Below are 12,147 nucleotides of genomic sequence, written 5' to 3' on the forward strand. Positions count from 1 at the left end.
TGGGAATTTTTTTCTTGCCTGTTTTTTTGTGGAAAACTTTCTATTGTTAAGGAAGACTAGTAAAATTATTAATGATATTACGAAAAATGGAGATTTGTTATGGACGGAGTAATTCCATTAAATAAAGAAATCGGACAAACTAGTTCGGACTATGTATATAAATTAAGAAAAATCTTGCACACGAGAAAAATTGGCCACACAGGAACTTTGGATCCGTTGGTTGATGGAGTTTTGCCAATCTGCGTTGGACAAGCAACGAAGCTGGTAAACACTTTGACGGGCTCTCCTAAAGAATATGCCGGAGAAATCACTATTGGACGTTCAACGACTACTGAAGACCGTGAAGGCGAAACTGTTGAGGAAAAGAAATTGTCAAAGCCATTCACTAATGAAGAATTAGAGCAGACTTTTGAACAAATGACCGGGGACTTAAAGCAGATTCCACCAATGTTTTCAGCTGTTCGTGTGAATGGTAAGAAACTCTATGAGTATGCTCGAGCTGGTATCGAAGTAGAACGACCAGTTCGCCAAATTCACATTTATAGCTTTTCAATGACTTCAGAACCTAGTTTCGACGAAACAACGGGTTATCAAACGATTAAATTTCACGTTAAATGTTCTAAAGGAACTTATGTCAGAACTTTAGCTGTAGAATTTGGTAAATTATTAGGATATCCTGCCTTTATGTCGCAATTGACGCGAGTAAAAAGTGCTGGTTTTCCAATTGAAGAGACTTTTACCTTAGGTCAAATTGAAGAGATGATGGAAAAAGATGATTATCATTTCTTGAAGTCGATCGATGAAGTTTTAAAAGAGGTGCCTAGTTTAGAATTGAACGATGAACAGTGGGATGTTCGTGTCAGTCATGGGGGATTTTTAGAAGAAAAAGACGTTGACTCTGACAAAACTAAACAATTACGTGTCCAAAGAGATGGCGTAACCAAAGCACTTTACAAGTATGATAAAGTTAGAAATATGTGGATTCCAGATTTGATGTTATTGAACAATAAGTAAAAGAGGGTAATTATGCAGATTATTAATGTTAAACATCCGCTAAAAAAAGAGCAATTGCCAGCCGAAGCAACAGTGTTGATCATGGGCTTTTTTGACGGGGTACATTTAGGACATCAAAAGGTTATCAAGACGGGTGTGAGATTAGCTAAAGAGCATAATTTGAAATCAATCCTCTTGACCTTTGATCGATCACCTAGAACTGTTTATCAACACGAAACTAATTTTAAATATCTTTCAACGAGAAGCCGTAAAGCTCAGCTAGTTGAAGGATTAGGAGTGGACTATCTTTATTTTGTGAAGTTCACGCCTGATTTCGCCCACCTTAAGCCACAAGAATTCGTGGATCAATACATGATCGACCTCAAAGCTAAATACGTTGTTGCCGGTTTTGACTACACTTATGGTAAAAAAGATGTTGCTAACATGGCTAATCTACCTAATTATTCTAAAGGTAATTTTGAAACTGTTATGGTGCCAGAACAATTGATCAATGATCAAAAGATTGGTTCCAGTGCTATCAAAGAGTTCATCACTAGTGACAAAATCTCTGAAGCCAATAAATTTTTAGGCTACAATTACCAAAATCAAGGTAAGGTCATTCACGGATTGCAACGTGGTCGCACACTCGGTTATCCAACAGCTAACATTGCAGTCGATGGAGATCAATTGATTCCGTCAATCGGCGTTTATGCTACTAAAATAAAAGTAGCTGGCGTTTGGTACAATTCGATGACCTCAGTTGGTTATAACGTAACGTTCAAAGAGAATACCGGTATTACGATCGAGTCGAATATCTTTGACTTTAATCAGGATATTTATGGTCAACCGGTTGTGATCGAATGGGTCAAGTATCTTCGTGGCGAAGTGAAGTTCGATGGTGCAGAAGGCTTGATCAAACAGTTAGAATTAGATAAAAGCAATTCTTTAAAAGTTTTATAGATGGAGGACTTATGGTGTAAGCCAAGAGGTTCTCTTTTTCATTGTTTATAAAAAAGGTCAGTTATGGAAATAATTATGGAAATTGAGCGTGCATACTTGACACTATTAGGATAGATTGTTATATTTTACATTGTTAGCACTCAGGTATGAATAGTGCTAAAAAGGAGGACGGTATAATGCTATCACAACGTCAAGATGCAATCTTGAGAGAAGTCGTGCGCATATTTACAGATACCGGCCAGCCGGTTGGGTCGAAGACATTGATGAACGAATTACCATTTCATGTAAGTTCTGCGACAATCAGAAATGAAATGGCAATGCTCGAAGAAGTTGGGTACCTCGAGAAGACCCATCTTTCTTCAGGTCGAATTCCTTCGGCAATGGGATATCGCTATTATCTCGATCATCTGGTACAACCAACTAGTGTGCCACAAGATATAGCTCAAAGAATTGACGAGGATTTCGGTAAAACATATCATCAAATCGGTGATATTATCGAACAATCCGCCAAGATCTTATCTCATTTAACTAGCTACACCGCAATTACTTTGGGACCTGAAAGCAGTTCGATTCGTTTGACTGGATTTAGAATCGTCCCATTGAATGCACATCAACTTATGGCAATCATTGTCACAAGTGATAATAATGTAGAAAATAATATTTATACTGTCGATGATGATTTTGATACTTCATTAATTGAAAAAATCGTCAACATCGTGAATGATAAATTAGTTGGACAACCTTTGAATAAAGTCCTTCGAATGCTTCACAGCGATGTCCCAGCAATTCTTTCCGAATATATGTATTCAACTGATGGTTTGTTGGATATGATGGATTCACTCTTTAAGAAGGCTGAATCAGAGAAGTATTATGTCGACGGTCAATTGAATCTTTTGAATTATGCTAATAGTGACGATATGTCAGAGGTTCAGTCGTTGTTCTCGATAATTAATCAAAGCAACGATTTGAGAAAACTGTTAGATCCATCGATTTTAGATGATGGAATAAAAGTTCGTTTAGGAAGCGAATTAGGTAGTGATGCATTGAAGAATTACAGTATCATTACTGCTAATTATGATGTTGGACATCACGGTAAAGGCGTCATTGCCTTACTTGGCCCAACTACGATGCATTATTCGCAATTGATTGGTTTGTTAGGCGAATTTAGAGTTGAATTAGCGAAAAGGTTGATTGATTATTATTCAAGGTATGATGATTCTTGAAATTTAGGAGGAAGTAATGGCAGATAAACAAAAAGATCAAGATTTGAAGACTGCTAAAGAAGAAACTTCAAAGACTGATAAAAAAGCTGAAAAGAAAACAGCTGAAAAACAAGATCCAAAAGACAAAGAGATCAAAGATCTTAATGCCAAGAATGCGGACTTGGAAGACAAGTTCTTAAGAAGCCAAGCTGAAATTCAAAATATGAATAATCGTCATAAAAAAGAAGTTGCTGGTATGCTTAAATATGACGGACAAAAGCTAGCTACTGAAATTCTTCCCGTTTTGGATAATTTGGAACGTGCTTTGAATGTTGAAGCCACAGATGACTCAAGCAAGCAATTGAAGAAGGGTATCGAGATGGTTCAACAACACATGGTTAAAGCATTGGAAGACAACCATGTCAAAGCTATCGACAATGTAGGTGAGAAGTTTGATCCTGCAGTTGCTCAAGCTGTTCAAACTGTTCCAGCTGATGATGACCACAAGAAAGATACCGTTGTTCAAGTCCTTCAAAAGGGATACAAACTTGAAGACCGTGTCTTACGTCCAGCAATGGTTGTCGTTGCACAATAATTAGTAAATAAAAAATTAAAAAGAGGTTTAGGTTTATGTCTAAAGTTATTGGTATTGATTTAGGTACTACAAACTCTGCTGTAGCCGTTTTGGAAGGCGGTTCTCCAAAGATTATTACAAACCCAGAAGGTGCAAGAACAACTCCTTCAGTTGTTGCATTTAAAGATGGTGAAATTCAAGTTGGTGAAGTTGCCAAAAGACAAGCTATCACAAACCCTGATACAGTTTCATCAATCAAACGTCACATGGGTGAAGCAGGTTACAAAGTTACTGTAGCCGGCAAGTCATACACACCACAAGAAATTTCAGCTTTCATCTTGCAACACATCAAGAAGTTCTCAGAAGACTACTTAGGTGAAAAAGTTACAGATGCTGTTATTACAGTTCCTGCATACTTCAACGATTCACAAAGACAAGCTACTAAGGATGCCGGTAAGATTGCTGGATTGAACGTTCAACGTATCGTTAACGAACCAACAGCTTCAGCTCTTGCTTATGGTCTAGATAACGACAAGGGTGACGAAAAGATCCTTGTTTATGACCTTGGTGGTGGTACATTTGATGTTTCTGTACTTCAATTAGGTGATGGAGTCTTCGAAGTACTTTCAACAAATGGTGATACACGTCTTGGTGGTGATGACTTTGACCAAAAGATCATCGACTGGCTAGTTGAACAATTCAAGGCTGAAAATGGCGTTGATTTGAGTCAAGACAAGATGGCTCTTCAAAGATTAAAGGATGCTGCTGAAAAAGCTAAGAAAGACTTATCAGGTGTTGCTCAAACATCAATCAGTCTTCCATTTATTTCATCAGGTGCTAATGGCCCACTTCACTTGGAAGAAACATTGACACGTGCTAAGTTCGATGAATTGACTTCAGACCTAGTTGAAAGAACAAAGATCCCTGTTGACAATGCTTTGAAGGATGCTAACTTAACTACTTCAGACATCGACAAGGTTATCCTAAATGGTGGTTCAACACGTATTCCTGCTGTTCAAGATGCTGTTGCTAAATGGACTGGCAAAGCTCCAGACCACTCAATCAACCCTGACGAAGCCGTTGCTCTTGGTGCTGCTATCCAAGGTGGTGTTATCTCTGGTGATGTTAAAGACGTTGTTCTACTAGATGTTACTCCACTATCACTTGGTATCGAAACTATGGGTGGTGTCTTCACTAAGTTGATCGATAGAAATACAACTATCCCAACAAGCAAGTCACAAGTCTTCTCAACTGCTGCTGATAACCAAAGTGCTGTTGATATCCACGTTCTTCAAGGTGAGCGTCCAATGGCTGCCGACAACAAGACCTTAGGTCGTTTCCAATTAACAGATATTCCTGCTGCACCTCGTGGTGTACCTCAAATCCAAGTTACATTCGATATTGATAAGAACGGTATCGTTAATGTATCTGCTAAGGATATGGGAACAAACAAGGAACAAAAGATTACTATCAAGAGTTCATCAGGTTTGAGCGATGAAGAAATCGACCAAATGATGAAGGAAGCTAAGGAACACGAAGAAGAAGATAACAAACGTAAGGAAGAAGTCGATGTTAAGAATGACGTTGAACAAACATTGTTCGCAACTGACAAGACTCTAAAAGACGTTAAGGGTAAAGTTTCTGACGATGAAATCAAGAAAGCCCAAGATGCTCGTGATGCTTTGAAGAAAGCTCAAGACTCAGGTGACCTTGAAGACATGAAGAAGAAACGTGACGATTTGAACAAGATCGTTCAAGACTTGTCTGTAAAACTTTATCAACAAGCTCAACAAGCACAACAACAAGCTGGTGGCGATAATGGTGCTACTGGTACAGGTTCAACTGATGGCAAGAAGTCAGACGACAATACAGTTGACGGTGACTTTTCCGAAGTAGATCCTGATAAAGACAAGAAATAATAATTGTGATAAAGAGCAGTGGTTTAATTACTAAAACCAGTTATGGTATAGTAAGAACAATAACTGCTCTTTTGAGCGTTAAAAAGGAATAGGACGTAAAAGTCCTGTCGCATAAAGGTGATTTAATGGCAGATAAAAATCCATATGACGTACTAGGCGTTGATAAAAACGCTTCTGATGACGATATAAGAAAAGCATTTCGTAAACTTTCTAAAAAGTATCACCCCGATTTGAATAAGGCTCCTGATGCTGAAGAGAAGTTTAAGGAAGTTAATTCCGCTTATGAAATTCTAAAAGATCCTCAAAAACGTGCGCAATATGATCAATATGGTTCTGCCGGCATGAATGGTGGCCAAGGAGGATTTGGTGGCTTCGGCGCTGGTGGTGCTGGAGATCAATTCGGTGGTTTTGAAGATATCTTCAGTCAATTCTTCGGTGGCGGCGGTGCTGCTCGTCAAAATCCTAATGCCCCAAGACAAGGTTCCGATCTTCAATATCGTATGGACTTAACTTTTGAAGAAGGTGTCTTTGGTAAGAAGACTAATATTTCTTACAATCGTGAGGAAGAGTGTTCTACCTGTGGTGGTTCTGGTGCAAAGCCGGGAACACATCCAGAGACTTGTTCAAAATGTCATGGTTCAGGCTATGTTGAAGTTGATCGTCAAACTCCACTTGGTCGTATGCGTACACGTGTTGTTTGTGATGTCTGCAATGGTACTGGTAAGGAAATCAAAGAAAAGTGTAACGTTTGCCAAGGCTCAGGTAAGGTAAATGAAAAGCATGAATTGAAGGTTACAGTACCAGCTGGTGTTGAAGACGGACAACAAATGCGCTTAGAGGGCCAAGGTGAAGCCGGAACTAACGGTGGACCTTATGGTGATCTATACATTGTCTTCCACGTTGCTCCAAGTAAAGAATTCAGACGTGATGGCTCAACTATCTACGCTTCAGTTAATATCAGTTTCCCACAAGCTACTTTGGGAGATGAAATCAAAGTCAACACAGTTCACGGTCCAGTCAATTTGAATATCCCTAGTGGTACTCAAACTGGTACAACATTTAGATTGCGTGGCAAAGGTGCTCCAGTTCTTAACAGCAAGAGTATCGGTGATGAAAAGGTAACAGTTAATATCGTTACTCCACGTAAATTGTCAGCTGAACAACGCAGTGCTTTGAAGAAATTCGCTGAAGCCGGCGGAGACAAAGTCAAAGAAAAAGATAGTAACTTTTTCAATAAAGTCAGAGATGCTTTTAAAGGCGAATAATTTAAAAGAAGGGGTTTTAGCCTCTTCTTTTTTGTTGTCTAGAACATCGGTGTACAATAGTGTAAAATAGAAAGAATGATAAATTTCTGATAGAAGGGAATAATTTATGGATTTAGATCTCGATAAATTAAAAGAACGACAAAAAAGAATTCGTAATTTTTCTATCGTAGCGCATATCGATCATGGTAAATCAACGATTGCCGATCGAATTTTGGAAAGAACTAAGACAGTTTCAAAACGTGAAATGAAAGCTCAGATCCTTGATGATATGGATTTGGAACGTGAACGTGGAATTACTATCAAGTTGAATGCGGTCGAACTAGAATACGAAGCCAAAGATGGACAGACTTACATCTTCCATTTAATCGATACACCAGGACACGTGGATTTCTCATATGAGGTTTCACGCTCTCTTGCTGCCTGTGAGGGCGCTTTGTTAGTAGTAGATGCTGCTCAAGGTGTCGAGGCACAAACTCTAGCTAACGCTTATTTAGCGATTGATAACGACCTAGAAATCGTACCAGTTATCAATAAAATCGATTTGCCTTCTGCTGAACCAGATAAGGTCAAAGAAGAAATTGAAGAGATGATCGGTATCGATGCTGAATCTTCAATTTTGATGAGTGCTAAGACTGGTATCGGTGTTGACGAACTGCTCGAAAGAATCGTTTCGGATGTTCCAGCACCAACTGGAGATTTGGATAAACCACTCAAGGCTTTGATCTTTGACTCAGTTTATGACAGTTATCGTGGTGTTGTCCTTGACGTACGTGTTCGTGAAGGCGTTGTTAAGGTCGGAGACACGATTGAATTGATGAGTAATAAGAAGACCTTCGAAGTTACAGAAGTTGGTGTGATGTCTCCTAAAGCCGTTAAACGTGATTATTTGATGGCAGGGGATGTTGGTTATATTACAGCCAGCATCAAGACGGTTAAGGATACGCAAGTTGGTGATACGGTTACTTTAGCCGATAATCCAACTGACGAACCTTTGACTGGTTACCGTAAGAGTACACCAATGGTTTATGCTGGACTTTATCCAGTTGATAATGCTAAATATGAAGATTTGCACGAAGCCTTAGATAAGTTGCAATTAAACGATGCGGCTTTGGAATATGAACCAGAAACTTCGCAAGCCTTAGGGTTTGGTTTCCGTGTTGGATTCTTGGGCTTGTTGCACATGGATGTTGTTCAAGAACGTTTGGAACGTGATTTTGACCTCGACTTGATCACGACATCGCCATCAGTTGACTATCACGTTACAAAGACTGACGGAGAAGAGATCATCGTTGATAACCCGGCTGAATTGCCAGATGCAACGGATATCAAAGAAATTCGTGAACCTTTTGTTCGTGCGGAAATCATGGTACCAGAAGATTTCGTTGGTCCTGTTATGGAACTTTGCCAAAGAAAACGTGGCGAGTTCGTAACGATGGATTACTTGGACAAATATCGAGTCAATGTGGTTTACAAGTTGCCATTGCTAGAAATTATCTTTGATTTCTTCGATGATTTGAAGTCAAATACCAAAGGTTATGCATCGCTAGATTACAGTGTCGACGATTATGAACCTAGTGAACTAGTGAAGATGGATATCTTGTTGAATGGGGAACCAGTCGATGCGTTGAGTTTCATTGTTCACAAAGACTTTGCCCAAAAACGTGGTCGTGATATCGTAGCTCGTCTGAAGGAAGTAATTCCTAGACAAATGTTTGAAATTCCAATTCAAGCAGCTATCGGTAACAAGATTGTCGCTCGTTCAAATGTTAAAGCTTATCGTAAAGATGTTACTGCCAAACTTTATGGTGGTGATAGAACTCGTCGTGATAAATTGTTGAACAAGCAAAAAGCTGGTAAGAAGCGTATGAAGGAAGTCGGAAAAGTTTCCGTACCTCAAGAAGCCTTCATGTCGGTCTTGGATCTTAACCGAGGCAAAGATGACAGTAAAAACTAAGAAAACACTTATAATGTAACTATACGTTGCATCATAAGTGTTTTTTGTTTGGAGGAAATTTGTATGGAAAAATTCGATACGATTATTATTGGAGCAGGACCTGCAGGATTGGCTGCTGCTTATAATTTAAAAGGTAATGGTCAAAACGTTGCCGTGATTGAAAATAATCTCTGGGGTGGAACTTGTCCTAATCGTGGCTGCGACCCTAAAAAAGTTTTGTTGAGTGGTGTCGAAGCAAGAGATAGAATGGCACAACTCCAAAACAAGGGCTTTGATAATGTGCCTTTCGTTAACTGGGAACAATTGGAAACTTTTAAAGAAAAATTCACAAAACCAGTTTCTACAGGGAGTCGTAAAGGAATCGTCGATGCTGGTATCACGGCAATTGATGGACAGCCAAAATTTACTTCTGAGGATACTTTAGTTGTCAATGGAATTGAATACCAAGCCGATAAATTTATCATTGCTACCGGTCAACGTCCTAGTTATTTAGATATCGTTGGGAAAGAACATTTATTGTCTAGTACTGACTTCCTATCGCTCAAGAAGATGCCAGAAGATATTACGATCATTGGTGCTGGATATATTGCCTTTGAATTAGCTACGATTGCCAATGCCACTGGAGCTAAGGTTCATATTATCCATCATAATGACCGTCCATTAAAAGAATTTGATCAAGAATATGCTATGGAATTAGTTAAACAGCTCGAAAATAAGGGCATTGATTTTAACTTTAATGTTGATACACAATCAATCACAGCTCAAGATGGCAAATACCTTTTGAAGGCTGATAATTTTGAATTGACTACCGATTTAGTTATTGGTGCTACTGGTCGAATTGCTAACGTTGATTTCTTAGATTTAGAGAAAGCCAACGTACAATACAATCGTCACGGTGTAGTTGTTAATGATCACTTGCAATCAACTAATGAGAACGTTTATGCGATTGGGGATGTCGTTTCTACTAAACAACCTAAATTAACCCCAGTTGGTGGTTTTGAAGCTGGCTATGTCAGTGATATTTTATTGGGAAAGACTGATAAAAAGCTTGAATTGCCTTTGATTCCAACCGTTGTGTATGGCAGTCCAAAACTTGCTAAGGTTGGTGAGCAAACTGGCGATAAAATAGTTGAACAAGATGTAACTAGTTGGTTTACGTACAGTCACACTAATGAACCAGTTGCTAAGGTAAAGATTGTTTTGAATGATAAAAAACAAATTATCGGTGCCACTTTGTTGAGTAATGAAGCTGATAGTTTGATCAATTTATTGACTCTGGCTATCAAACAAAAGATGAGTCATGAAGATGTTGTTAAAGAGATTTTTGCCTATCCAACTGCTGCTAGTGATTTGGAATATTTGATCTAAAAAAACGATGATAAATTTCCGCTGAAAATGGAAGTTATCATCGTTTTTTAGGTTAATCTTTTTTCTTCTTATTGTTTTGTTGTCGGCTCCATTCAGAATTGGTCATTAAATCATCAACGTTTAGAGTGATTTTACCAACTTCTTTGCCAGTCATCTCTTTAACGTTACGAGTAACGGTGTTAACGATTCGATCAAAGACTTGAGGTGCTGATTTACCGTATTCTAGAATAGCCTTTAATTCAAAAGATAATTTGTTGTCATCATTGTCGACATCAACACCTTTAGTAGGATTATCGATGAATCGGTCTGTTAAATTGCTGATAGCACCGCCAGTAAGGGATAAAACGCCATCGATTGAATTGGCTGTTTGACTAGCAATTTTTTCTAAAACTTGATCTGAGAAATTGAGTTCTTTTTGAATTGAATTAACAGAATTTGGCTTTTGTGAGTTAGTCATAGTGATTAGTCCTTTCTATTTAACCCGGTTATTATCAGGAGATTTTGATTGCTTTTGCCATTCCTTTTTGGTCATCATATCACTAATATAAACGTTGATTTCAACTACATTTAACCCAGTCATACGTTTAATTTGATTACCGACTTCTTGAAGGATGTTTTGGAATATTTGATGAGCGTCTTTACCGTATTCCAAGATAATTTCTAAATCTAATGCAGCCTGTTTTTCACCAACATCAGCATCGATTCCTTTGGTAATATCTTCTTTGCTTCTGATTTTATCGGCCAAATTATCGAAGACATTGCCGTTCATCGAAAGAATACCATCGATGTTTTGAATCGACATACCAGCAATCTTAGCTATTACGTCGTCATTAAATTTAAGTTTACTGTTGTTCAGTAAAGTAGTGTTCAATTGTTGATCTGTCATAGGTTACTCCTTTATTTGTAAAATTTTAATTATTTTTGAGTGTAAAGCTTGCTTGTCTCGCGTTGAGCCGGTCAAGATGGCAATCAAGTATCCCAGTACTCCAGCTATCAAAACTAGTAATAAATTGCCAAATCCTAGAATGATTCAAATCAAGACTAGTGAACTTGCGAGAATAAAGCCGAATAAACCTCGTCTCATATCTTTGTCCTCACGTTACTTTTATCTTTTTATCAGTCGTATTGGAACTTAGATTTATAATTGTTTTCTTAATAGGTACATTTAGGTGGTCGATTAATTGTTCATTAGCAATTTCTTTAATGTAGTCGCCCAGCTGAGGTAAATTTTTAGTTTCATTGCTGAGAACTGAAATTAACATCTTAGCGTGGCGTTTTTTACCCAAAATTTTTAATTGAACGTTGACCTTTTGTAAAGAAGGTATTTCTTCCAATCGTCTAGTAATCATTTTTTCGACAACATTAGTAGAAATTCTTAATTTTCCATTGGAAGAAGTAAATTTAATTTCTTGATATTTGGTAGGACTGAAGAGGGCATACATCAAAATAAAAATGTAAATGAGTGTTGAGATGGCCGCTAAAGCTAAAGAAAGATATGTCAGCCAATTTTTTGGTACATTTAAAGAATTGATCCAATTAATTATCGGTTTGATTGGATAAGTTAAGGCAGTGAACCAAAAAACTTGCAACAAACCGATTAGTGTTAAGGCAATGAGAATAATCTTATTAGCTTTTTTCATAATGTTTACCTAAGTTTTTTTATTGAAGCCACTCAAAACTAGAGTAGTCAAGAATACGACGATAATGGCACCAATGATGGCTGGAACAATTGCCATGCCAGCGACATTTGGTCCCCAAGTTCCTAATAAACTTTCCCCCAGCCATGCGCCAATCAATCCACCAATAACATTTCCAACCCAACCTAAAGGCATGTTGCGATTGATAATCATACTAGCAATGACACCAATTACGGCACCCACGATAATGATCCATATAGCATGTAACATATTAA

Annotated in this window: 12 protein-coding genes; 8 read left to right on the forward strand and 4 right to left on the reverse strand. The window is 38.1% G+C overall.

Annotated elements, in window-relative coordinates; all coding sequences use genetic code 11:
* Nucleotides 1-99 precede the first annotated feature (99 nt).
* The 8 genes from truB to LF20184_RS05775 all read left to right on the forward strand — a co-directional run bounded on the left by truB (nucleotide 100) and on the right by LF20184_RS05775 (nucleotide 10,235).
* Entirely contained in the window at nucleotides 100-1,014 is a 915-nt protein-coding gene (gene truB / locus LF20184_RS05740; RefSeq protein WP_010019507.1) for a tRNA pseudouridine(55) synthase TruB, read from the forward strand.
* 12 nt (nucleotides 1,015-1,026) lie between these two features.
* Nucleotides 1,027-1,953, forward strand: a complete 927-nt coding sequence (gene ribF / locus LF20184_RS05745) for a riboflavin biosynthesis protein RibF (RefSeq protein ID WP_010019509.1) — start codon at nucleotides 1,027-1,029, stop codon at nucleotides 1,951-1,953.
* A gap of 176 nt (nucleotides 1,954-2,129) precedes the next feature.
* Nucleotides 2,130-3,176: a heat-inducible transcriptional repressor HrcA gene (hrcA, locus tag LF20184_RS05750; protein WP_010019511.1), complete on the forward strand. Its 1,047-nt coding sequence runs from the start codon at nucleotides 2,130-2,132 to the stop codon at nucleotides 3,174-3,176.
* Between the two features lie 16 nt (nucleotides 3,177-3,192).
* Complete coding sequence (grpE, locus tag LF20184_RS05755) at nucleotides 3,193-3,750, forward strand: nucleotide exchange factor GrpE (RefSeq protein WP_010019513.1); 558 nt, start codon at nucleotides 3,193-3,195, stop codon at nucleotides 3,748-3,750.
* A gap of 35 nt (nucleotides 3,751-3,785) precedes the next feature.
* A complete protein-coding gene (dnaK, locus tag LF20184_RS05760) occupies nucleotides 3,786-5,648 on the forward strand; it encodes a molecular chaperone DnaK (protein ID WP_010019514.1) in 1,863 nt (620 codons plus the stop codon).
* 125 nt (nucleotides 5,649-5,773) lie between these two features.
* The gene (gene dnaJ / locus LF20184_RS05765; RefSeq protein WP_010019515.1) at nucleotides 5,774-6,913 is read left to right on the forward strand and encodes a molecular chaperone DnaJ; all 1,140 of its coding nucleotides are present in this window, start codon (nucleotides 5,774-5,776) and stop codon (nucleotides 6,911-6,913) included.
* A gap of 106 nt (nucleotides 6,914-7,019) precedes the next feature.
* Nucleotides 7,020-8,867, forward strand: a complete 1,848-nt coding sequence (gene lepA, locus LF20184_RS05770) for a translation elongation factor 4 (protein WP_010019516.1) — start codon at nucleotides 7,020-7,022, stop codon at nucleotides 8,865-8,867.
* 63 nt (nucleotides 8,868-8,930) lie between these two features.
* Nucleotides 8,931-10,235, forward strand: a complete 1,305-nt coding sequence (locus tag LF20184_RS05775; protein WP_010019517.1) for a dihydrolipoyl dehydrogenase family protein — start codon at nucleotides 8,931-8,933, stop codon at nucleotides 10,233-10,235.
* A gap of 52 nt (nucleotides 10,236-10,287) precedes the next feature.
* Here LF20184_RS05775 and LF20184_RS05780 read toward each other — a convergent pair whose 3' ends face one another.
* From LF20184_RS05780 to LF20184_RS05795, 4 genes are all read right to left on the reverse strand, one after another.
* Nucleotides 10,288-10,692 carry an Asp23/Gls24 family envelope stress response protein gene (locus LF20184_RS05780; RefSeq protein ID WP_010019518.1) on the reverse strand — a complete coding sequence of 135 codons (405 nt, stop codon included), beginning with the start codon at nucleotides 10,690-10,692 and terminating at the stop codon, nucleotides 10,288-10,290.
* A 15-nt stretch (nucleotides 10,693-10,707) separates the two neighbouring features.
* Nucleotides 10,708-11,121: an Asp23/Gls24 family envelope stress response protein gene (locus LF20184_RS05785; RefSeq protein ID WP_010019519.1), complete on the reverse strand. Its 414-nt coding sequence runs from the start codon at nucleotides 11,119-11,121 to the stop codon at nucleotides 10,708-10,710.
* A gap of 208 nt (nucleotides 11,122-11,329) precedes the next feature.
* A complete protein-coding gene (amaP, locus tag LF20184_RS05790) occupies nucleotides 11,330-11,875 on the reverse strand; it encodes an alkaline shock response membrane anchor protein AmaP (RefSeq protein ID WP_010019520.1) in 546 nt (181 codons plus the stop codon).
* A 9-nt stretch (nucleotides 11,876-11,884) separates the two neighbouring features.
* Nucleotides 11,885-12,142, reverse strand: coding sequence for a GlsB/YeaQ/YmgE family stress response membrane protein (locus LF20184_RS05795; protein WP_010019522.1), 258 nt, complete (start codon nucleotides 12,140-12,142; stop codon nucleotides 11,885-11,887).
* Nucleotides 12,143-12,147: the final 5 nt, after the last annotated feature.

The organism is Companilactobacillus farciminis KCTC 3681 = DSM 20184 (assembly GCF_002706745.1).
Taxonomy (GTDB): domain Bacteria; phylum Bacillota; class Bacilli; order Lactobacillales; family Lactobacillaceae; genus Companilactobacillus; species Companilactobacillus farciminis.

Bases quoted from the DNA above. Each gene is read 5' to 3' on its own strand.
- truB (WP_010019507.1), top strand. From the start codon at position 100: ATGGACGGAGTAATTCCATTAAATAAAGAAATCGGACAAACTAGTTCG.
- ribF (WP_010019509.1), top strand. From the start codon at position 1,027: ATGCAGATTATTAATGTTAAACATCCGCTAAAAAAAGAGCAATTGCCA.
- hrcA (WP_010019511.1), top strand. From the start codon at position 2,130: ATGCTATCACAACGTCAAGATGCAATCTTGAGAGAAGTCGTGCGCATA.
- grpE (WP_010019513.1), top strand. From the start codon at position 3,193: ATGGCAGATAAACAAAAAGATCAAGATTTGAAGACTGCTAAAGAAGAA.
- dnaK (WP_010019514.1), top strand. From the start codon at position 3,786: ATGTCTAAAGTTATTGGTATTGATTTAGGTACTACAAACTCTGCTGTA.
- dnaJ (WP_010019515.1), top strand. From the start codon at position 5,774: ATGGCAGATAAAAATCCATATGACGTACTAGGCGTTGATAAAAACGCT.
- lepA (WP_010019516.1), top strand. From the start codon at position 7,020: ATGGATTTAGATCTCGATAAATTAAAAGAACGACAAAAAAGAATTCGT.
- LF20184_RS05775 (WP_010019517.1), top strand. From the start codon at position 8,931: ATGGAAAAATTCGATACGATTATTATTGGAGCAGGACCTGCAGGATTG.
- LF20184_RS05780 (WP_010019518.1), bottom strand. From the start codon at position 10,692: ATGACTAACTCACAAAAGCCAAATTCTGTTAATTCAATTCAAAAAGAA.
- LF20184_RS05785 (WP_010019519.1), bottom strand. From the start codon at position 11,121: ATGACAGATCAACAATTGAACACTACTTTACTGAACAACAGTAAACTT.
- amaP (WP_010019520.1), bottom strand. From the start codon at position 11,875: ATGAAAAAAGCTAATAAGATTATTCTCATTGCCTTAACACTAATCGGT.
- LF20184_RS05795 (WP_010019522.1), bottom strand. From the start codon at position 12,142: ATGTTACATGCTATATGGATCATTATCGTGGGTGCCGTAATTGGTGTC.